The sequence below is a fragment of the Nocardia sp. NPDC049526 genome (assembly GCF_044465765.1).
Taxonomy (GTDB): Bacteria; Actinomycetota; Actinomycetes; order Mycobacteriales; family Mycobacteriaceae; genus Nocardia.
In genome coordinates, this window is sequence record NZ_JBITMA010000002.1 from 681,950 (window position 1) to 702,407 (window position 20,458).

The window sequence follows — 20,458 nt, forward strand, 5'->3', positions numbered from 1 at the left end:
TTCATTCAGACTATTCCAAACCACCGACGCGACGTGGTTGACGACAGGCAACTGTCTCAGACTATTGAAATACGTCGATATGTCGGGCCGGGGCTCCAGCCTCCAACACATCGACCAGTCCGGGTTGCGGTCGACAATAGCCTAACCATCACGTGGCGGTGTATCCACCGGACATCCTCGATGCACAGCACAAACCAAGCGCCGCAACGGGTCTCAGCGCAGCAGCGGACCGAGCGCGTCCAGCACCCGGCTCGCGAGCAATGCCTTCGATCCATGGTCGAGCGCCTGTTCGGTGCCGTCGGCACCGAGCAGCCAGCCGTCGTTGGTGTCGACCTCGAAGGCCTTGCCCTCGCCGACCGCGTTGACGACCAGCAGATCACAGCCCTTACGCGCCAGTTTGGCCCGCGCGTGCGTGAGCACATCGCCATGCTCGTCACCGGTCTCGGCGGCGAACCCGACGATCGCGGTTCCGGGTAGCTGACCATCGCGGCGGGACTGAACGAGTCCGGCGAGAATATCGTCGGTCTTGGTCAGCGGGATCACGTCGGGCTCGTGTGCGCCCTTCTTGATCTTGGCCGCGGCCACGGTGGTCGGCCGGAAGTCGGCGACGGCCGCGGCCATGATCACCGCGTCCACACCGAGCGCATGCTTCTCGACGGCGGTCTTGAGCTGTTCGGCGGTGGTTATGTGCACGAGGTCGACGGCGGCGGGTGCGGCCATCTCGATCGTATTGCCCGCGATCAACGTGACGTGGGCGCCGCGTTGCGCGGCGACCCTGGCCAATGCGTAGCCTTGCTTGCCGGAGCTGCGATTGCCGAGGAAACGCACCGGATCCAGCGGTTCCCTGGTGCCGCCCGCGGTGATCACCACGCGGCGGCCCGCCAGATCACGCGGGATGGCGTCGGCGCGTTCCAGCAGCAGCGTCGCCAACCCGAAGATCTCCTCGGGCTCGGGCAACCGGCCGGGCCCCGTATCGGTACCGGTCAACCGGCCCGACGCGGGTTCCATGACGATCGCACCGTGCGCGCGCAGCGTCGCGACATTGGCGATGGTGGCCGGATGCTCCCACATCTCGGTATGCATCGCGGGCGCGAACAACACCGGACATCGGGCCGTCAGCAAGGTGGCGGTGAGTAGATCGTCGGCGCGGCCCTGTGCGGCACGCGCCATCAGATCGGCGGTAGCCGGGGCGATGACCACAAGGTCCGCCTCTTGACCCAGCCGCACATGCGGCACCTCGGGGACATCGGTGAACACATCGGTGTGCACCGGGTTCCCGGACAGCGCCTCGAAGGTTGCCTTACCGACGAACTGCAGCGCCGACTCGGTGGGGATCACCCGTACCTGGTGCCCGGTCTCGGTGAACCGGCGCACGATCGAACAGGCCTTATAGGCGGCGATCCCTCCGCCGACGCCGACGACGATCCGTGTGGTCACTACGCCTCCGGCCTAGATGTGGTTGTTACTCGCCTTCGGAGTGCTCGAGCAGGTCGGAGTGGATCTCCCGCATCGCGACCGACAGCGGCTTCTCCTGCAGACCGGGCTCGACCAGCGGGCCTACGTATTCGAGGATGCCGTCGCCGAGCTGGTTGTAGTAGTCGTTGATCTGACGGGCCCGCTTGGCCGCGTAGATCACCAGCGCGTACTTGGACGACGTGCGCTCGAGCAGCTCGTCGATCGGCGGGTTGGTGAGGCCGACCGGAGTGTCGTATGCGGGCGCGGGCTTGATGTCCGTACTGCTCACTGAGAAGGCTCCTGCGGGGATCGGTTCTTCGGGCTGGGTGGTTTTCCGAGAGTGCGGGTCACGAACTCGAATTTGTGCTAACGAACAACGATACCAACTGCTCACAGGCGCTGGTCACCTCGTCGTTCACTATGACGATGTCGAACTCGTCACAGGCCGCCAATTCCGTCCTGGCGGTCTCCAACCTGCGGGCGATCACCTCGGGTGATTCGGTACCCCGCGCGGTCAGCCGGGAAACCAGTTCCTCCCAGCTGGGCGGGGCGAGAAATACCAGCAGCGCCTCCGACATGGCCTTGCGCACCGACCGCGCGCCCTCGAGGTCCACCTCGACGAGCACCGGCAGGCCGGCGGCGAGTGCATCACGCACCGGTTTCGCCGGAGTACCCGAGCGCTGTAGCCCCCCGTGGATATCTGCCCATTCGAGGAGTTCGCCCGCCACGATCATGGCGTCGAACTCCTCCCGGGACACGAACCGGTAGTCGCGGCCGTCGACCTCCCCGGGCCGGGGGGCCCGGGTTGTCGCCGACACGCTGAAGACCAGTTGGGGCAGTCGCTCGCGGACGCAGCGGACCACGGTCGACTTGCCCACGGCCGAGGGGCCGACCAGTACTACCAGTCGACCCTTCCGCGTGTGTTCGACCACCTTGGTGGTCAGGCGAAGTCGAATCGGGCGAGCAGCGCCTTGCGCTGCCGATCACCCAGTCCGCGCAAACGCCGGGTGGGGGCGATCTCCAGCTCGCTCATGATCTCCGCCGCCTTGACCTTGCCCACCTTGGGCAGGGCCTCCAGCAGCGCCGACACCTTCATCTTGCCGAGGATCTCGTCGGTTTCGGCATCGGTGAGGACCTGCTTCAGGTCGGTGCCGCCACGCTTCAGGCGCTCCTTGAGCTCCGCCCGAGCACGGCGAGCGGCAGCCGCCTTCTCCAAAGCAGCGGCGCGCTGCTCGTCAGTCAGCTGGGGAAGGGCCACGGTTCCTCCGTCTCATCGTTCATTGCATCAACTCCTGCCGGTAACCCAGCAGTCTCAGCGACCGTACCCACGACGTTGCCCGATTGCGAACCCACCCCCCAGGTCAGCGCATGATTCGCCGATGTCGTAAGGGTGGGCCCGGCGGGATGCGCACTGCGCGTCGATCGCTGCGGTGATCCTACCGCCAAAATCTCGAAATACCCCGCTAGCAGGGCTTTTTCAGGCCGAAAGTGGGTTAGCGGAGTGGTTGCGGCGCCAACCCGCATCGGACCAGCAACCGGTCACGTGTCCGACCTGGAATTTTCTAGGATTTTTCCGCGTGTCGCGTTGTTCTTGCGCGTGTCGGGGCGGGAAATGGCCGATTTCAGGCTTTCGCACCTGCCGAACCGATGTCGGACTCTTGGTACCGCCACAACCCCGCCATACGCCCAGACCTCAGCGCGGCAAGAGCGAACGGCACTCTGTGCCGGTCCAGTTGGCTCCGTGATCGATCAGGACGCCGCCTCGGCCACCGATGTGCCAGATGGCAGGGAAATCGGCGCAGCGGGCCGCACAGCTGTTCGATATGACATGTCATCCCCGTTCAACGAGCACTCCCCTTCCCGAAACGAGAAATGGACCGACGCCGAAGCGTCGGTCCATCGCAATCGTCACCACGTCATCGCCGCAGGAAGGCGAACTCCTCCTGCAGTGCACTCACCTTGGCACGCAGTGCCGAGACAGACGGACCGGCGCCGAGCACCTCGCGCGAAACATTCGGCACCGCGGCGTGCAACAACTGCTCCGGTACCAGCTCACGCACAGTTTCCGGACCGCCACCCTGTGCGCCGATGCCCGGCATCAGGATCGGGCCGTTGAGGCCCGCGAGATCCAGCGTCTCGGTGAGCGTGGCCCCGAGCACAATGCCGACCGAGCCGAATTCCTGGCCCGCATTGCACTTCGCCACCGCATCGACCATGGTCTGCGCGATCGTGCGACCGTCCGCCGCCGATGCCCGCTGCACCTGTGCGCCTTCGGGATTCGAGGTGGCAGCGAGTACGAAGACACCGCGCCCGTTCGCCTCCGCGAGCGTCAAAGCCGGTGCGAGCGAACCGAATCCGAGATACGGCGAAACCGTCAGCGCATCCGAGCCGAGCGGTCCGTCGGCGAGCCAGGCGCGGGCGTAGGCGTCCATGGTGGAGCCGATATCGCCGCGCTTGGCGTCGGCGAGCACCAGGGTGCCCGAGGCGCGCAGCACCTCGATGGTGCGCTCCAGCACCGCGATTCCGCCGGAACCGTAGGCCTCGAAGAAAGCGACCTGCGGTTTGATCAGCGCGACCTGGCCGTCGAAGGCTTCGACACAGATCTCGGCGAATGCCTCGACACCGTCGACATCGTCGGTGAGACTCCACGCTTCGAGCAGACCGGGATGCGGATCGATGCCGACGCACAACGGGCCGAAATGGCGCATGGCGTGCTGCAGTCGGGCACCGAACGTCTTCATCGCACCGTCTCCTCGGTCAGCCACGCAGCACCGAATGCAGTTCCTGCAGCGAGCGCACCCCGATGCCACCGTTGATGCTCGCCTCGATGCCCTGCACGGCCGCGGCCGCGCCCTGCACCGTGGTGATGCACGGGATGTTCACACCGACCGCCGCCGTGCGGATCTCGTAACCGTCCACGCGCGGCCCCGAGTTGCCGTAGGGGGTGTTGAACACCATGTCGACCTCGCCGTCGCGGATCTGCTCCACGATGGTCGGCTGGTCGGCCGGCCCCTGCTCGGAATGCTTGCGCACCTGTTCGCACGGAATTCCGTTGCGGCGCAGCATTTCCGCGGTGCCCTCGGTGGCCAGGATGCGGAACCCGAGGTCGTTGAGGCGCTTGACCGGGAACACCATGGCGCGCTTGTCCCGGTTCGCGATCGAGACGAAGACGGTGCCCTCGGTCGGCAGCGAACCGTAGGCCGCGGCCTGGCTCTTGGCGAAGGCGGTGCCGAAGTCGGCGTCGATGCCCATGACCTCACCGGTGGACTTCATCTCCGGCGAGAGCAGCGAATCCACACCGCTGCCGTCGGCCTTGCGGAACCGGTGGAACGGCAATACCGCTTCCTTCACCGCGACCGGTGCGTCGAGCGGCACATGGCCGCCGTCGCCCTCGGCGGGCAGCATGCCTTCCTTGCGCAGTTCGGCGATGGTGGCGCCCATGGTGATCCGTGCGGCTGCCTTGGCCAGCGGCACCGCGGTGGCCTTGGACACGAACGGAACCGTGCGGCTCGCTCGCGGATTCGCCTCGAGCACGTAGAGCACATCGTCCTTGAGCGCGTACTGCACGTTGAGCAGGCCCTTGACGCCGATGCCCTTGGCCAGCGCGATGGTGGAGCGGCGCACCGCCTCGATATCGCTGCGGCCCAAGGTGATCGGCGGCAGTGCGCAGGCGGAGTCGCCCGAGTGGATGCCCGCCTCTTCGATGTGCTCCATCACACCGCCGAGGTAGACCTCGTCACCGTCGCAGAGCGCGTCGACGTCGATCTCGATGGCGTCTTCCAGGAACCGGTCGACCAGCACCGGATGTTCCGGGCTGAGTTCGGTGGCCCGGGAGATGTAGCCCTCCAGCGAGGCCTCGTCGTAGACGATCTCCATACCGCGTCCGCCGAGCACGTAGGACGGGCGCACCAGCACCGGGTAGCCGATGCCCGCTGCGATCTTCTTGGCCTGCGCGAAGGTGGTCGCGGTGCCGTACTTCGGTGCGGGCAGGCCCGCGGCGACCAGCACGTCACCGAATTCACCGCGATCCTCGGCCAGGTCGATGGCGGCGGCACTGGTGCCGACCACCGGCACACCGGCATCGGTGAGGCGCTGCGCCAGCCCAAGCGGGGTCTGCCCGCCGAGCTGCACGATCACACCGGCGACGGTGCCCGATTCGGTTTCGGCGTGGTAGACCTCGAGCACATCCTCGAAGGTCAGCGGCTCGAAGTAGAGCCGGTCGGCGGTGTCGTAGTCGGTGGAGACGGTCTCCGGGTTGCAGTTGACCATGACGGTCTCGTATCCGGCCTGCGAAAGCGTCTGCGCCGCATGGACACACGAGTAATCGAACTCGATGCCCTGGCCGATCCGGTTCGGGCCGGAACCAAGGATGATCACCTTGTCGCGTTCACGCTGCGACGAGACCTCCGACTCGGCTGCGGGATCGAGCTCGTAGGTCGAGTAGTGATATGGGGTTTTGGCCTCGAACTCCGCGGCGCAGGTGTCGACGGTCTTGAAGACCGGACGGATACCAAGCCGATGGCGCAGTGCGCGCACGCCGGTCTCACCAGCCAATTCCGGTCGCAGCGCGGCGATCTGGCGATCGGAGAGGCCATAGTGCTTGGCGCGGCGCAGCAGCGGCTCGTCGAGTACTGGCGCGTCGATGACCTCCCGGCGCAGCTCGACCAGTCCGGCCACCTCGGCGACGAACCACGGGTCGATACCGGAGGCCGCGGCGACGTCCTCGATGCTCGCGCCCAGGCGCAGCGCCCGTTCGACCTGGTAGATGCGCCCCTCGGTCGGGGTGCGCAGATCTTCGAGGACGGCCTCGGTATCGGTCCAATTGCCATCGTCCTGGGTCCAGAAGCCCGCGGCCTTGGTTTCCAGGGAGCGCAGCACCTTGCCGAGCGCCTCGGCGAAGTTGCGGCCCAGCGACATCGCCTCGCCGACCGACTTCATGGTGGTGGTCAGCGTGGCGTCGGCGCCGGGGAACTTCTCGAAGGCGAAGCGCGGCGCCTTGACGACAACATAGTCCAGGGTCGGCTCGAAACAGGCCGGGGTTTCCTTGGTGATGTCGTTGACGATCTCGTCCAGGGTGTAGCCGATGGCCAACTTGGCCGCGATCTTGGCGATCGGGAAACCCGTCGCCTTGGAAGCCAATGCGGATGAGCGCGAGACGCGCGGGTTCATCTCGATGACGATCAGGCGGCCGTCGCGCGGGTTCACCGCGAACTGGATATTGCAGCCACCGGTATCCACGCCGACCTCGCGCAGAATGTCGATGCCCAGGTCGCGCAGCCGCTGGTATTCGCGGTCGGTGAGGGTCATGGCGGGGGCGACGGTGACCGAATCACCGGTGTGCACACCCATCGGGTCCACATTCTCGATCGAGCAGACGACCACGACATTGTCGCGGCCGTCGCGCATCAGCTCGAGTTCGTATTCCTTCCAACCCAGGATGGATTCCTCGATGAGCACATTGGCCGTCGGCGAGGCGGCCAGACCCCCGCCCGCGATCCGATCCAGGTCCTTGTCGTTATAGGCCATGCCCGAGCCGAGCCCGCCCATGGTGAACGACGGTCGCACAACCACCGGAAAGCCCAGTTCCGCAACGGTTTCGCGTACCTCGTCCATGGTGTGGCAGACCCGCGAGCGAGCGCTCTCGCCGCCGACCTTGGCGACGATGTCCTTGAACTTCTGCCGGTCCTCACCGCGCTGGATGGCCTCGAAATCGGCGCCGATCAGCTCGACGTTGTATTTCTGCAGCACACCGCGCTCGTGCAGAGCGACCGCGGTATTCAGCGCGGTCTGTCCGCCGAGGGTGGCCAGAATGGCGTCGGGGCGTTCCTTTTCGATGACCTTCTCGACGAATTCGGGGGTAATCGGCTCCACATAGGTGGAATCGGCGAATTCCGGATCGGTCATGATTGTCGCCGGGTTGGAGTTCACCAGCGATACCCGCAGGCCTTCGGCCCGCAGCACCCGGCACGCCTGGGTGCCGGAGTAGTCGAATTCGCAGGCCTGGCCGATGACGATCGGGCCGGAGCCGATCACCAGGATGTGCTTCAGATCCTCGCGGCGAGGCATCAGGCTCCTTCCATGAGACCGGCGAAACGGTCGAAGAGATAGGCGGCGTCATGGGGTCCGGCGGCGGCCTCCGGGTGGTACTGCACCGAGAATGCGCGGCCATCGACCAGGCGCACACCCTCGACCGTGCCGTCATTGGCGCACACGTGGCTGACCTCGGCTTTGCCGAACGGGGTGTCGAACTGTTCGCCCTGTTCACCCTCCAGCGCGAAGCCGTGGTTCTGCGCGGTGATCGAGATCCGGCCGGTTTCGTGTTCGACGACCGGGATATTGATGCCGCGGTGGCCGAACTTCATCTTGTAGGTCTTGCGGCCGAAGGCGCGGCCGAGGATCTGATTGCCGAAGCAGATGCCGAACAGCGGCAGCCCCTTTTCCAGCACGCCCTGGGTGATGGCGACCGCGCCGTCCTGGGTGGCCGGGTCGCCCGGACCATTGGACAGGAAGACACCGTCCGGCTTCAGCTCCAGGATCTGATCCAGCGAGACGGTCGACGGCACCACATGCACCCGCATGCCGCGCTGGGCGAACATGCGCGGGGTATTGGTCTTGATGCCGAGGTCGACCGCGACGACGGTGAAGCGCGGGTCGCCGTTCGGTTCGATCGTGTACAGCGCGTCGGTGCTGACCTCCTCGGCCAGATCCGCGCCCAGCATCGACGGCTGTCCGTTGACCCGAGCCAGCAGTTCGTCTGCCTCGGCGAGCGCCGAGCCGGAGAAGATGCCCGCTTTCATCGAACCGCGGGTGCGCAGGTGGCGCACCAACGCGCGGGTGTCGATACCCGCGATGCCGACGATCTGCTGGCGGTCCAGTTGGTCCTGCAGAGTGCCGGTCGAGCGCCAGTTCGACGCGACGCGCGAGGCATCGCGGACCGCGTATCCGGCGACCCAGATCTTGCCGGATTCGTCGTCCTCGTCGTTCCAGCCGGTATTGCCGATCTGCGGGGCCGTGGCCACCACGATCTGGCGGTGGTAGCTGGGGTCGGTGAGGGTCTCCTGGTACCCGGTCATCGCGGTGCAGAACACCGCCTCACCGAGTGTTTCGCCCACGGCGCCGAAGGCCGTGCCGCGGAAAACCCGGCCGTCCTCCAGCACCAGTGCAGCAGCTTCTTGTGTCATCCCTCGTCGTCTCCCGTCATCGCCCTGGCCCACGCCGGGTACACCGTCTTGTCGTCACCTCGGAAACCGGTATCTATCTCGGTTCCGGTCGGCAGCTTCCAGCGAATTACCAGCACACCATCTTCCGTCATCACCTTGCCTGCATGTCCGCGTTCGGTCCGCACGGCCGTAATGGATTCTTGCGGAATCCAGATCACCGTCGCACCGTCGCGCTCGAGCAGAATCCCCCGTTCGAACCGCGTGAGTTCCGCTGTGGCCCGGAAACCCAGGTCGCCCACCACGATCCGGTCCTGCCAGCTCGGCGCGATGGTGCTGCCGAGATACAGTCCGGTGGTCGGCTCGAGCACCTGAGCGCCGAGATCACCCGGCACATGCGGTAGTTCGCCGATGCGCGCCTCCTGACGCGCGGCTCGGTTCTGCCAACCCCGATACATCAGCCAGACGCACAGAACGAACAGTGCGATCAGCCCGACCACCAACAGCACTCTCATTTACGGACCTCCCACCGCCTTGCCCTCACGGGCGGTTACCCGGCCGCGGAGCAACGTCGTTGTCACCCGAGCCGGGAACGTCATGTCCTCGAACGGCGTGTTGTTCGAAATGCTGGCGAGTTCGGCGGCCCGCACCGTCCAGCTCGCATCCGGATCGACCAGCGTCAGGTTGGCCGGTTCGCCGACCTCGATCGGGCGGCCGTGGCCGTCGAGTCCGACGATTTCGGCCGGACGCTCGCTCATCACGCGGGCGACACCGCGCCAATCCAGCAGGCCGGGTTCGACCATGGTCTGCACGATGATCGACAGCGCGGTCTCCAGTCCGAGCATGCCGGGGCGGGCGGCGGCGAATTCGCAGCACTTGTCCTGTTCGGCGTGTGGGGCGTGATCGGTGGCGACGCAGTCGAGGATGCCCTCGGCGAGTGCCTGGCGCAGCGCGATGGTGTCGGAGACCTCGCGCAGCGGCGGGTTCACCTTATTGACCGCGTCGTAGGTCTCCAGGCGCGAGTCGTCGAGCAGCAGATGGTGTGGGGTGACCTCGGCGGTGATCGAAATACCTTGGGCCTTGGCCCATTTCACCAGATCGACGGTACCGGCGGTGGAGGCGTGGCAGATGTGCACGCGGGCATCTGCGTCGCGGGCCAGCAGTGCGTCGCGGGCCACGATCGACTCTTCCGCGGCGCGCGGCCAACCGGCCAGGCCAAGGCGGGCCGCGGTCGGGCCTTCGTGCGCGATAGCGCCTTTGGTCAGGCGCGGCTCTTCGGCATGCTGGGCGATCAAGACGCCGAGGGAGTTCGAGTACTCCAGTGCGCGGCGCATGAGCAGCGGGTCGTAGACGCACTGGCCGTCGTCGGAGAACATGCGCACCGCGCCGACACCGGCGGCCATGGTGCCCATTTCGGCGAGTTGCTTACCCGCCAGCCCGACCGTGACCGCACCCACCGGGTATACGTCGACCAGGCCGACCTCCTGACCGCGCCGCCACACGTGATCGGTGACGACCACCGAGTCGGCGACCGGGTTGGTATTGGCCATGGCGAAGACCGCGGTGTAACCGCCGAGTGCCGCTGCGGCGGAACCGGTTTCGATGGTTTCGGTGTCCTCGCGGCCGGGTTCGCGCAGATGGGTGTGCAGATCGACGAAGCCGGGCAGCAGGATCTGGCCCTGCGCGTCGATTACCTCGGCGTCGATGATGCCGAGATCGGTTCCGATGGCGGCGATTACGCCGTCGCGCACGAGTACGTCGACCGGCTCGCCCTCGCCGTACGGCCGAACACCCTCGAGCAGCAGGCTCATGCCGGGTTGATTTTCGCCTGAGCGCGCGCCCTCCGCGGTTACGCGAGCTGCCTCCTCCGGGCGCTGACCGCTCATGCGGCAGCCTCCTGGGTACCGACCAGCAGCCGGAACAGCACGGCCATCCGCATATGCACTCCGTTCGTCACCTGTTGCAGGATCGCCGCCTGCGGGGAATCCGCCACGGGCGAGGCGATTTCCATGCCGCGCAGCATCGGCCCCGGATGCAGGACGACCGCGTTCTCGTCCAGCAGTGCGAGCCTGCGCTCGGAAAGTCCGTAGTTGACCGAATATTCGCGCGCCGACGGGAAGAAGCCGCCGTTCATCCGCTCCTGCTGCACCCGCAGCATCAGCACCGCATCGGCGCCGGGCAATTCGGCGTCCAGCGAAGGCGAGATCCGGGCGGGCCACAGGTCCGCGCCGACCGGCAGCAGCGTGCGCGGCGCGACCAGCACCACCTCGGCGCCGAGAGTATCGAGCAGGAAGACATTCGAGCGCGCGACCCGGCTGTGCAGGATATCGCCGACGATGACGATCCGCTTGCCCTCGATATCGCCGAGGCGCTGACGCAAGGTCAGTGCGTCCAGCAGCGCCTGCGTCGGATGCTGGTGGGTACCGTCACCGGCGTTGATGATGGCCGGGCCCTGCCGACCCTCGGCGACCGCCCAGCCATCCATCCAGCGCGCGATCTGATGCGCCGCACCGGAGGCCGGGTGCCGGACGATGAGCGCATCGGCGCCCGCCGCGTGCAGAGTCAGCGCGGTGTCGCGCAGTGATTCGCCCTTGGCGACCGAGGAGCTGCTCGCGCTGACGTTGATCACATCGGCGCTCATCCACTTGCCCGCGACCTCGAACGAGACCCTGGTGCGAGTCGAGTTCTCGTAGAAGACGGTCATCACGGTGCGGCCACGCAGCGTCGGCAGCTTCTTCACCTCACGGCCGAGCAGCGCCTGTTCGAAGCGTTCGGCCTCGTCGAGCAGTTCGGTGGCCGTGGCACGATCGAGGTCGGTCACCGTCAAGAGATGTCTCACGACTCCACCTCGCCGGCGCTCGGCTCGGTCGTTCGACCTCCGGCAGCTGTGTTGATGGTTCGCTCGCTGCGCTCGCTCACGACCGCACCTCGTTGACACTCGCTCCGGCGAGCCGGTTCACTGCGCTTCCTCCTGATGCAAATAGACGCCGTCGCGGCCGTCGTGTTCGGTGAGCAATACAGAGATGTCCTCGCTGCGGGAGGTCGGCACGTTCTTGCCGACGAAATCCGCGCGGATCGGGAGTTCGCGATGGCCGCGGTCGATGAGCACCGCGAGTTGGACGGCGCGGGGGCGGCCCAGATCGCGCAGACCGTCGAGGGCGGAGCGCACGGTGCGGCCGGAGAAGAGCACGTCGTCGACCAGGACCACGAGGGCGTCCTCGATGCCGCCCTCGGGCACCGAGGTGCGCTCGAGCGGGCGGTGCGGGCGGCTGCGTAGATCGTCGCGATAGAGGGTGATGTCGAGCGAGCCGAGTGCCGGGCGGACGCCGGAGAACTCCTCGATCTTGTCGGTGAGCCGCGCGGCCAGCGTGGTGCCGCGGGTGGGAATGCCGATCAGCACAACACGCGGTGCATCCGGCTCGCCCGCATCGACGGCGGTCTTTTCGATGATCTGATGCGCGATGCGCGCGATGGTCCGGCCGACGTCGGAGGGAGACAGCAACTCGCGTCCCGCGCTCACCCACTCCGGGGTGTGTCGCTGCGACGTTTCGGCAGCGCCGGACTTGGCGGCCCGTTCCTCGGGCACGGCCATGCCGACCTCCTTCCCCGCCTCACCGGACGGTCCGTTAAAGGATGTCTTTACGGCATGCAGCCTAGCAGCGCCGTTTGCACCGCTTTAACCAGGCATATCCCGCTGTGAGCGGGGCCACGCGCGGTTCGGACACTCCGGGCATTCCGGGAGGCTCACGCTTCGCGGACCGCGATGACGACTCCGATGTCCGGATCGTTCGAAGCGACGGGCCGGCCCAGGGCGGCGACCATATCGTCCCAGCTCCGAAATTCGGTATGCCAGCCGTGTTCGTCCAGCCACGTTCTGGCGTCGGCACCGAGGCCGGTGCGCGGGCGATCCGCGCCGTCGTCACCACGGACCAGGCGTTCGAGTTCGGCATACTGCCGGGCATTTTCGTCGACGGCGAATCGGCTGACGCCGAAACGGCTTCCCGGAGCGGATAATTCGGTCAGTGTGGTGACCACATGCAATGCGTGTTCGTGGGTCAGGTAGCCCAGCACGCCCTCGTCTACCCAGTGCGTGGGCAGGTCCGGCCGAAATCCGTGCTCCCCGAGCAGCTTTGCCCAGTCTTCGCGCAGATCGATGGCGAGCACCGCGCGGCCGCAGCCAGGTTGCGCATGTGCCGCGGCGAGGACCGGTTCCTTGAATGCGAAGAGCTCCGGCAGATCGATCTCGAATACTCGAACGTCGGCGGGTAGAGCCATGCGGAATGCCCTGGTGTCCAAGCCCGCACCGATCAGCACGATCTGGCGTATCCCTTGTTCGACCGCCGCGGCGACACGGTCGTCGACGAGCCGGACGCCGACCGTGCGGCCCTCGAAGAACATGTCCGCCACCTCTTCCAACCGCGCCCAGCGCTCGGTTCCGCCGTCGATCTCGCCGTAGGCGCGGCGTGCGGCATCGACGAACAGCTGCGCGAACGGGTCGTCGTACAGGCGGTCCGTGCGCACGGATTCCTTCGCCCGGATCACCGCGACACCGATCGCGGTCAATGCGACACCGGCCGTCGGCGCCTTCGGATGCGTTTCGGTCATTGCTGCCTCCCCAATAGATAACTTGTCGCCCGGCTAGTAATTCGGGCACAGCGAAGACGCTAGGCTTCCACTAGCCGGTCGTCAAGCAAAAAGAGAAGGACGCAATGGACGGACGTCGCAGCGATACGCGCGAGCGGATTCGTACTGTCGCAATGGAATTGTTCTCCGAACGCGGCTACGAGAAGACCTCCCTGCGCGAGATCGCCGACCGCCTCGGCGTCACCAAGGCCGCGCTGTACTACCACTTCCGCACCAAGGAAGACATCGTCGCGAGCCTCTCCGACGACCTGCGCCGCGGCATCGACGACATCGTGACCTGGGCCGAGAGCGCCCCACCCGGCACAGAACGAGCCAACGAAATCCTCACCCGCTATGGCGCGCTGCTGCACGGCATCGGCCGCAGCATGGTCCGCTTCTGGCACGAGAACCAGCCGACCTTCCGTCAGCTCGACTTCGGCTCGAGCATGCGCTACCAGTTCCGCGTGCTCGCCGGCCTGATGGCCGGACCGGACCAGCCGCCGCTCGCGGTCTTCCGTGCGCGCGAAGCCCTGCTCGCCATCAGCTGGAGCACCGCCATGATGGGCGATCTTCCACTCACCGACGACGAGTGCTACGCCGCGGCCGTCGATATCGCGCGAGACATTCTCACCAAGAATTGAATGACCATTTCTCGCTAGCACATATGTTCGATAGCGCGTAGATTCGACGGCATGTCGACACCGCTGCAAGGATCATTGCTCGACGGGTTCGGAGACATCGAGGTGGGCGGGCTCGATGGTGTGCGCCGGACGGTGTTGAGTCATGGGGCCTGGGTGGATGCTTTGCCCGGGTGGTTGTCGGGAGCGGATGTGTTGTTCGAACGGTTGGCGGATGGGGTGCCGTGGCAGGCGGAGCGGCGGCCGATGTACGACCGGGTGGTGGATGTGCCGCGGCTGCTGTATTTCTACGAGGAGGACGCGGAGTTACCGGATCCCGCGTTGGACGAGGCGCGGGAGGCACTGACCGCGCACTACCGCGAGGAACTCGGTGAACCGTTCCGTACGGCCGGGTTGTGCTACTACCGCGACGGACGCGACAGCGTGGCCTGGCACGGCGATACCTTCGGGCGCGGCGCAACCGACGACACCATGGTCGCCATCGTTTCGATCGGTGCGCCGCGAGCGCTGCTGTTGCGCCCGCGCGGTGGCGGCGCGAGTCTTCGATTTCAGGTGGGACATGGCGATTTGCTGGTCATGGGCGGCTCATGCCAGCGCACCTGGGAACACGCCGTGCCGAAGACGCGCAGACCGACCGGACCGCGAATCAGCATTCAATTTCGACCGCGCGGCGTGCGCTGACTACGCAGCGGTGCGGCGGCTTGTTGACCTCAACCAAGGTTGAGATAAGAAGCTGATCTCCATGAGCGCAACGACAATCCAGCCCGTGGTCGCAGACACCACGGTCGATCACACCCAGGACATTGCGGCGATCGAGAAGATCATCGCGAATGTCGAAACCGCGTACAACACCAACGACGCCGAACTCATGACCGCCGACTTCACCGCCAATGCGGCGGTGGTCAATGCGGTCGGTGCGCTCATGGTCGGGAAAGACGCGCTGCTGGAGGCGAACCGGCAGGGGCTGGCGGGATTTCTGAAGGATCAGTCCGTCCGCTACGAGGTCGCCGACATCGTATTCCTGCGGCCCGATATCGCGATCGCGCACAAGCTCGCCCGGGCGACGACGGCCGAGGGCGAGCTGATCGATATCGATCACGCGATGATCGCGCTGTACGTCCTGGTCAAAGAAAACGGTCGGTGGTGGACCGCGGCGCGGCAGAACACACTGGTCCCGCAGGCGAAGTAGCCCGTCAGGTCAGGGCGTGGCGAGCCGTTCCTCGCGCGTCGGGAAACGACGGCGACGAACGGTCGCGCCGTGCGACCAGATGGCCCGCTGGACCTCCTCCTTCGAGGCACATCCGTCGAATCGGACGAGCACGTCCGCGCGGGCCTGACGTGCGATATTCACCTTCCGGCGGTATTGCCGGAAAATCTGCACTTCACCATTGCGGTCCTCGTCCAGGTATTCGTAATCCATGCCGTAGTAGGCGTAGGTCCCGAGGGTCGCGAGCGAGGTTGCCCAGGATCGCAGCTGATCGCGTGCACCGAAAATCGTGACCATGCCGCCGATGCGGTCGATCCGTTCCCACCCGGTCGGTATATCGGCGAAATTCCAGTCGCGCTCCCCCGGCCCTTTCGCACGCCACTCCTGCAGCTGGGCCACCGCGGCATCCAGACCGAATGTCTGCCAGCGCACCGTGCCCTGCGAACGTTCGCGGAACGGCAGTTGCCTGCGCAAAGCGACGGCGGCGGCGCGGGTGAAGACGGTCAGGTCGGCGGGGACCAGCACAATCGGATCCGACGGCGCGGCATCGAACGGATTGGGATCCAGATGCGCCGGATCGATGACCACGAGCGTGCCCGGCCGCCGCTGATAGGCCAGGCCCCACAGCAGTCGAGCCAGTATCCGCGCACCACGCCAGTCGGAGAGCACATGCCAGGTCTCGTGGAAATGATTGGTGGCGAAGCGGAAATCGCTGCCGGGGCGCAGACTCAGCACCGTATACACCCGACCGTCGAGCACCATGGTGCGTCGATGCAATTTCGCCATTTTGTCGGTGGCCGAACCGGGGCGCGGCCGTTTGTTCTGCGCGGCCACGTTCACCTCCAGTTCTGCCTCGCGTGCATTCCAGGAGACCACGGCCGCCACCACGGGGCAACGGATTATTTTCGCGCGGTTGAACAGTGGTCCAGAGCACAGCGGTGCGCGGCCTCCCCCGATAGATTGGCCATATGAGCAATCCTGGGGCGGGGGTTCTGGCCGTGATGCCGCTGCATACGATCAGCGAGGTCTACGGCGAGAGCGGACTGCGCGAAAGACTACTGCTGGAAATTGCCGAACTATCCGATACCGAACGGCTCACCGAGGCATTGGACCTGGCTACCGAACTGCACCGCGAGGATCGTTACGGCCGCGAACCGTATCTGAGTCACCTACTGCGCGTTGCGATTCGGATCGTCAGCCACTACGAGGTGCGGGACCCGGATGTCGTCGCGGCCGGGCTGCTGCACGATTCGGTCGAGGATCACCCGGTCGAACTGGCCGGCGCGCGTCCCGGGTCGCCGACCGATGCCGCCCTCGCCGAACTCTCGGCCCGGTTCGGTGCCCGGGTCGCCGAACTCGTCGCCGCCGTCACCAATCCGGAACCGGATCCGGACATAGATCAGCACGCGCAATACCGCGAACATGTGGCGGCCAATCTCGAGCGGGCGCCGTGGGCCCGCATCGTCAAACTCTCCGACTTCACCGACAACGGCGTCGGCATCCTCTACGCCGACGGACCGGCGATGCGCAGACTCGCCACCAAGTACCGCCCGCTCACCGATATCTACCGCGACCTCGTCACCCGCCCGGATACCCCGCTCGCCGAGCACGTCAAACGGCATATCCTGCACCAGCTCGACAGCGCCGACGAACGTTTCGACGCCATTCTCGCCAGGGACTAGGTCCCGCGCAGCACCGATTCGACGAGTTCACGAACCGCTGCGAGCAGCCGTTCGGTCTCCCCCGCACGAGCCAGTCGCGGCACCTGTTCGCCGCCCATTGCGCCGAACAGCAGCCTGCCGACCACCTCGGCATCCAGGTCCGGGCGGGCCTGTCGCAACAGCCCGGTGATGTGCGCATCCCAGAATTCGTGGATTTCGGCGGCACGTGGATGCGGTGGGCCCTGCAGGTAGGCGACCGTCACCTCGATGTTGTCGGTCATCATTCGGAGGAAGGCGTCGAAGAAGGCCAGCAGTCGCTCTCCGGCCGGAGCCCCTGGCCCCAGCGGCGGCGGTCCGCTCCGGACGGCATCCATCAAGGCGAAGGTGCTCTCGGCGATCATCTCGTGCAGTAATCCGGCGCGATTGCCGAAGCGGTGGAAGATCGTGCCCTTGCCGACCCCGGCGGCCGCCGCGACCCGATCCATGGTGAGTGCGTCGGCCCCGTCTTCGGCGAGCAGCGCGGCGGTCGCGGCCAGGATCGCCTGCCGGTTACGCGCCGCATCCGCCCGTTCTCTCGGACGTTCGTCGGTCATTCCACCACCTTAGTTGACAACTTGACCGGCGGTCCATATCGTTCGAGACATCTGGACCGACAGTCAAGTTATGGAGGTATTGATGAAGGCAATCGTAATGACGGGCGTCGGCGGACCCGAGGTCCTGGTCGCCCAGGATGTCGCCGTACCGCATCCGGGTCCCGGCGAACTGGTGATCCGCGCCGAGGCGATTCCGGTGCTGTTCCCGGAGACCAAACTGCGCTCAGGTGAGTTCCCGATGCCTGTCGAAACACCAGTGGTCTTCGGTTTCCAGGCCGCCGGAGTGGTCGTCGAGATCGGGGACGGGGTCGACCCGGCATTGTTGGGCCGACGGGTCGCGGTGGCCACCGCAGGCTTCGGTTCCTACGCCGAATTCGTCTGCGCACCGGCACTTTCCGCAACCGCCATTCCGGACGCACTCTCCTCGGAGGACACGGCGGCTGTGCTGATGGACGGATCGGTGGCACTGCCTCTGCTCACGACCGCAGCGCTCACCGGCACCGAAACCGTCCTGATCGAAGCCGCCGCGACAGGAGTCGGCAGCGCACTCACCCAACTCGCCAAGGAATTCGGCGCCGCGCGCGTCATCGCAACCGCTGGCGGCCCCGAAAAGTCCGCACGGGCACTGGCATTGGGCGCGGACGAGGTCATCGACCACGACGCGCCGGACTGGTCGGCTCGACTGCACGAAACCCTCGACGGCACAACGCTCGACGTCGTCTTCGATTCCATCGGCGGCAGCACCGCCCGGGACCTGCTGGCAGTCATGACCCCGGTACGCGGCCGAATCCTCAGCTACGGCTGGCTGTCCGGAGCCCCCGCCCAGATATCTGCAACAGATCTACTCCCCCACGGCCTCACCCTCACTGCCTGCGCGGGCCCGGCCTGGCTCGCCGAGGTATCCCGCTCCGGTGCCGCCGCCCTCGATCGCGCCACCACCGGAACCCTCACTCCCCAAATCGATTCCGTACTTCCCCTCGACGAAGCCGCCAAAGCCCACCAACTCGTCGAGCAGCGCTCCCCCATCGGCAAGATCGTCCTGCGTCCCTGACGCACCGGACATATCCGACCCGTCGCGCCGCAGCCGTCACCGAGAGTGACTTCGGAATGAAATCAACTGTGGCCGTTGATGTTTCCCGTGGAGCATTCGGTGCGCGGACTGCATCGTTGCACCGAGTGCATCCACCGGCTGTGTCAGGGGCGCCGGGCGAAAGCGGGGGCGTGTTCTGGGAGTATCCCTCGGGCAATCAGGAATGGGGGGACGGTGCGCAAGATCGGGATCCGGCGCAGGACGCGTAGCGGCAACGGAGTCGTTGCGGCGTTGGCGATATCGATTCGGCCGGACAGGGCGGGGCGGAATACGGCGGCGTGGAGGATGCGTTGCAGGCCCTGGGTGACGACGGTCGGGAGGGTGCGGCGACGCTGCACCCTGGCCAGGTCAAGGGTGGCCAGGGTGCCCGAAGTCAGGGGTGGGGCAAGGATTCTCGCGGTGGCGACGGCGTCCTGGATGGCGAGGTTGATGCCGACTCCGCCGGCGGGTGACATGGCGTGGGCAGCGTCGCCGATGCAGAGCAGACCGTCGGTGTACCACTTGGTGAGGCGGTCCAGTTTCACGTCGAGTAGTTTCACCTCGTCCCAGTCCCGCAGCGCATCCTCCCGATCACGCAACCACGGTGCCGAATCGGCCATACTGCGCACGATTTCGGTGACCGGACCGCGCCGGGCCGCCGCATCGCCGCCCTTGGCGATGAGGGTCGCGACCTGCCAATAGTCACCGCGATCGAACATGACAGCGGCGCGGTGGGCGCTGAGCAGTCCGATCAAACCGGCGGGGTCGATATCGGTGCGCGGCAAGCGGAACCACCACACATCCATCGGTGTCGGCCAACTTCGTGAGCCGAGTCCGACCTCGGCCCGCAGCACCGAGTTACGGCCGTCGCAGGCCACGGTCAGATCGGCGCGGATCTCGCCGGTTTCGCCGTCTCTGGTCCGGTAGGCGACACCGGCGACCCGGCCGTCCTCCCGAATCACCGCTGTCGCTTCGGTATTCATGCGCAGCCGGAAGCTCGGCTCCCGATCGGCCGCCCCGGCCAACAGGTCCAGCAGATCCCACTGCGGCACCATCGCGATGTATTTGTGCGTACCCGGCAGATGTTCCAGGGTGAACACCGTCTGCACCGACCCGCGGATCGGCAGCTGGATCTGCTGCAGCTTGCGCGCGGGCAGTTTCGCGAACTCCTCACCGAGACCCAGTTCATCGAGCAGGTCCAGGGTCGTTGGATGTACTGTGTCGCCGCGGAAGTCGCGCAGGAAGTCCTTGTGTTTCTCGAGGACGGTGACCTCGATACCGGCGCGGGCCAGCAGCAGCCCGAGCACCATACCCGCCGGTCCACCACCAACCACCAGACACGTCGTACGTTCCATTGCCCCGACCTCCCTCCGTGCGCACGCGCCGGACGGACATTCCGCGGGCGCGGATGTAGCGGTTTCCCTGGCCGACTTCAATGGTAGGCCGCTCAGCCGAGCCAAGACCCTTGACCGTTGCGGCGGCGATCAGATCAGCGGCGCAGAACGAAAAAGTATGGCTCGGTCATCGCACGCATATCCATCACCCCGAGCAGCGTATCGACATCCACCCGACGGAAGTGGTCGATGATCGGCAAATGGTCGTAAACCATCGCGGCACTCACCGCACCGCGGTATTCGATATCGCGCAAACGTGCTGTCGGCCTGCGAGTTCGAAGTGCCGGGGCGAGGACGGGGAGTAGCTTCCGCACCGTCTGCACGCCCGCGAGCGGCACCCTACCTGCCAGACCGAGCGGCACCCGCCGCGGATCGACTGCGAAGATATTTCCCGATTCGTCGGCGAACAACAGTGGATGCACCGACTCCGGATCATCGAACTGCTTGCCGTACCAGCCCGAGGCGACCAGCACCCCGGCCATCGGATGCCCGGTATCCAGTTCCTCGCCCCGCCAGCGACCGACGGTCACCTCCGCGACCCTGGCCGCGGGCAAGCTGTCGAACAGCTCCCACGCCTGCTCCCTCGTGCATCCACCATCGAGCAAGTCCGACAGATCGGACTGCGCGCTCTCATTCTCGGCCATGACCGATCTCCTTCTCG

21 protein-coding genes are annotated in these 20,458 nt (G+C 66.2%); 5 read left to right on the top strand and 16 right to left on the bottom strand.

Features of this window, described 5'->3' with window-relative positions; genetic code table 11:
• Positions 1–213: 213 nt before the first annotated feature.
• The 12 genes from coaBC to ACIBW7_RS07815 all read right to left on the bottom strand — a co-directional run bounded on the left by coaBC (position 214) and on the right by ACIBW7_RS07815 (position 13,217).
• A complete protein-coding gene (coaBC, locus tag ACIBW7_RS07760; RefSeq protein ID WP_397045171.1) occupies positions 214–1,437 on the bottom strand; it encodes a bifunctional phosphopantothenoylcysteine decarboxylase/phosphopantothenate--cysteine ligase CoaBC in 1,224 nt (407 codons plus the stop codon).
• 25 nt (positions 1,438–1,462) lie between these two features.
• Entirely contained in the window at positions 1,463–1,744 is a 282-nt protein-coding gene (rpoZ, locus tag ACIBW7_RS07765) for a DNA-directed RNA polymerase subunit omega (RefSeq protein ID WP_040692158.1), read from the bottom strand.
• A gap of 58 nt (positions 1,745–1,802) precedes the next feature.
• Positions 1,803–2,387 (bottom strand): guanylate kinase, encoded by a 585-nt coding sequence (gene gmk, locus ACIBW7_RS07770; RefSeq protein ID WP_397045173.1) that lies wholly within the window; start codon positions 2,385–2,387, stop codon positions 1,803–1,805.
• 8 nt (positions 2,388–2,395) lie between these two features.
• A complete protein-coding gene (mihF, locus tag ACIBW7_RS07775; protein WP_062993489.1) occupies positions 2,396–2,713 on the bottom strand; it encodes an integration host factor, actinobacterial type in 318 nt (105 codons plus the stop codon).
• A 658-nt stretch (positions 2,714–3,371) separates the two neighbouring features.
• Complete coding sequence (gene pyrF, locus ACIBW7_RS07780; protein WP_397045175.1) at positions 3,372–4,196, bottom strand: orotidine-5'-phosphate decarboxylase; 825 nt, start codon at positions 4,194–4,196, stop codon at positions 3,372–3,374.
• 16 nt (positions 4,197–4,212) lie between these two features.
• On the bottom strand, positions 4,213–7,521 hold the full coding sequence (gene carB / locus ACIBW7_RS07785) for a carbamoyl-phosphate synthase large subunit (RefSeq protein WP_397045176.1): 3,309 nt from the start codon (positions 7,519–7,521) through the stop codon (positions 4,213–4,215).
• Entirely contained in the window at positions 7,521–8,636 is a 1,116-nt protein-coding gene (gene carA, locus ACIBW7_RS07790) for a glutamine-hydrolyzing carbamoyl-phosphate synthase small subunit (protein WP_397045178.1), read from the bottom strand. The genes carB and carA overlap by 1 nt, the downstream gene beginning before the upstream one ends.
• The gene (locus tag ACIBW7_RS07795; protein WP_397045180.1) at positions 8,633–9,127 is read right to left on the bottom strand and encodes a transporter; all 495 of its coding nucleotides are present in this window, start codon (positions 9,125–9,127) and stop codon (positions 8,633–8,635) included. Before ACIBW7_RS07795 ends, carA begins: the two co-directional genes overlap by 4 nt.
• Positions 9,128–10,423, bottom strand: a complete 1,296-nt coding sequence (locus tag ACIBW7_RS07800) for a dihydroorotase (protein ID WP_397045758.1) — start codon at positions 10,421–10,423, stop codon at positions 9,128–9,130.
• A 71-nt stretch (positions 10,424–10,494) separates the two neighbouring features.
• Complete coding sequence (locus ACIBW7_RS07805) at positions 10,495–11,451, bottom strand: aspartate carbamoyltransferase catalytic subunit (protein WP_364475022.1); 957 nt, start codon at positions 11,449–11,451, stop codon at positions 10,495–10,497.
• Positions 11,452–11,568: 117 nt separating this feature from the next.
• Complete coding sequence (pyrR, locus tag ACIBW7_RS07810) at positions 11,569–12,204, bottom strand: bifunctional pyr operon transcriptional regulator/uracil phosphoribosyltransferase PyrR (RefSeq protein ID WP_327099935.1); 636 nt, start codon at positions 12,202–12,204, stop codon at positions 11,569–11,571.
• 152 nt (positions 12,205–12,356) lie between these two features.
• Complete coding sequence (locus ACIBW7_RS07815; protein WP_397045182.1) at positions 12,357–13,217, bottom strand: SAM-dependent methyltransferase; 861 nt, start codon at positions 13,215–13,217, stop codon at positions 12,357–12,359.
• Positions 13,218–13,321: 104 nt separating this feature from the next.
• Between ACIBW7_RS07815 and ACIBW7_RS07820 the strand changes: the two genes are divergently transcribed.
• The 3 genes from ACIBW7_RS07820 to ACIBW7_RS07830 all read left to right on the top strand — a co-directional run bounded on the left by ACIBW7_RS07820 (position 13,322) and on the right by ACIBW7_RS07830 (position 15,062).
• Positions 13,322–13,876, top strand: coding sequence for a TetR/AcrR family transcriptional regulator (locus ACIBW7_RS07820; protein WP_397045184.1), 555 nt, complete (start codon positions 13,322–13,324; stop codon positions 13,874–13,876).
• Between the two features lie 51 nt (positions 13,877–13,927).
• A complete protein-coding gene (locus ACIBW7_RS07825) occupies positions 13,928–14,554 on the top strand; it encodes an alpha-ketoglutarate-dependent dioxygenase AlkB (RefSeq protein ID WP_397045185.1) in 627 nt (208 codons plus the stop codon).
• 61 nt (positions 14,555–14,615) lie between these two features.
• Positions 14,616–15,062, top strand: a complete 447-nt coding sequence (locus ACIBW7_RS07830) for an SgcJ/EcaC family oxidoreductase (protein WP_397045186.1) — start codon at positions 14,616–14,618, stop codon at positions 15,060–15,062.
• A gap of 9 nt (positions 15,063–15,071) precedes the next feature.
• On the opposite strand, the gene ACIBW7_RS07835 is transcribed toward ACIBW7_RS07830, so the two are convergent.
• Positions 15,072–15,956, bottom strand: a complete 885-nt coding sequence (locus tag ACIBW7_RS07835; RefSeq protein ID WP_397045188.1) for a hypothetical protein — start codon at positions 15,954–15,956, stop codon at positions 15,072–15,074.
• A gap of 92 nt (positions 15,957–16,048) precedes the next feature.
• Between ACIBW7_RS07835 and ACIBW7_RS07840 the strand changes: the two genes are divergently transcribed.
• Complete coding sequence (locus ACIBW7_RS07840; protein ID WP_397045190.1) at positions 16,049–16,762, top strand: HD domain-containing protein; 714 nt, start codon at positions 16,049–16,051, stop codon at positions 16,760–16,762.
• On the opposite strand, the gene ACIBW7_RS07845 is transcribed toward ACIBW7_RS07840, so the two are convergent.
• Positions 16,759–17,334, bottom strand: coding sequence for a TetR/AcrR family transcriptional regulator (locus tag ACIBW7_RS07845; RefSeq protein ID WP_397045191.1), 576 nt, complete (start codon positions 17,332–17,334; stop codon positions 16,759–16,761). The two genes, ACIBW7_RS07840 and ACIBW7_RS07845, sit on opposite strands and share 4 nt — an antisense overlap.
• Before the next feature lie 82 nt (positions 17,335–17,416).
• Between ACIBW7_RS07845 and ACIBW7_RS07850 the strand changes: the two genes are divergently transcribed.
• The gene (locus ACIBW7_RS07850; protein WP_397045193.1) at positions 17,417–18,385 is read left to right on the top strand and encodes a zinc-binding alcohol dehydrogenase family protein; all 969 of its coding nucleotides are present in this window, start codon (positions 17,417–17,419) and stop codon (positions 18,383–18,385) included.
• Positions 18,386–18,528: 143 nt separating this feature from the next.
• On the opposite strand, the gene ACIBW7_RS07855 is transcribed toward ACIBW7_RS07850, so the two are convergent.
• The gene (locus ACIBW7_RS07855; protein WP_397045195.1) at positions 18,529–19,758 is read right to left on the bottom strand and encodes an FAD-dependent oxidoreductase; all 1,230 of its coding nucleotides are present in this window, start codon (positions 19,756–19,758) and stop codon (positions 18,529–18,531) included.
• A gap of 134 nt (positions 19,759–19,892) precedes the next feature.
• Positions 19,893–20,441 (bottom strand): DUF4334 domain-containing protein, encoded by a 549-nt coding sequence (locus ACIBW7_RS07860; RefSeq protein ID WP_397045197.1) that lies wholly within the window; start codon positions 20,439–20,441, stop codon positions 19,893–19,895.
• Positions 20,442–20,458: the final 17 nt, after the last annotated feature.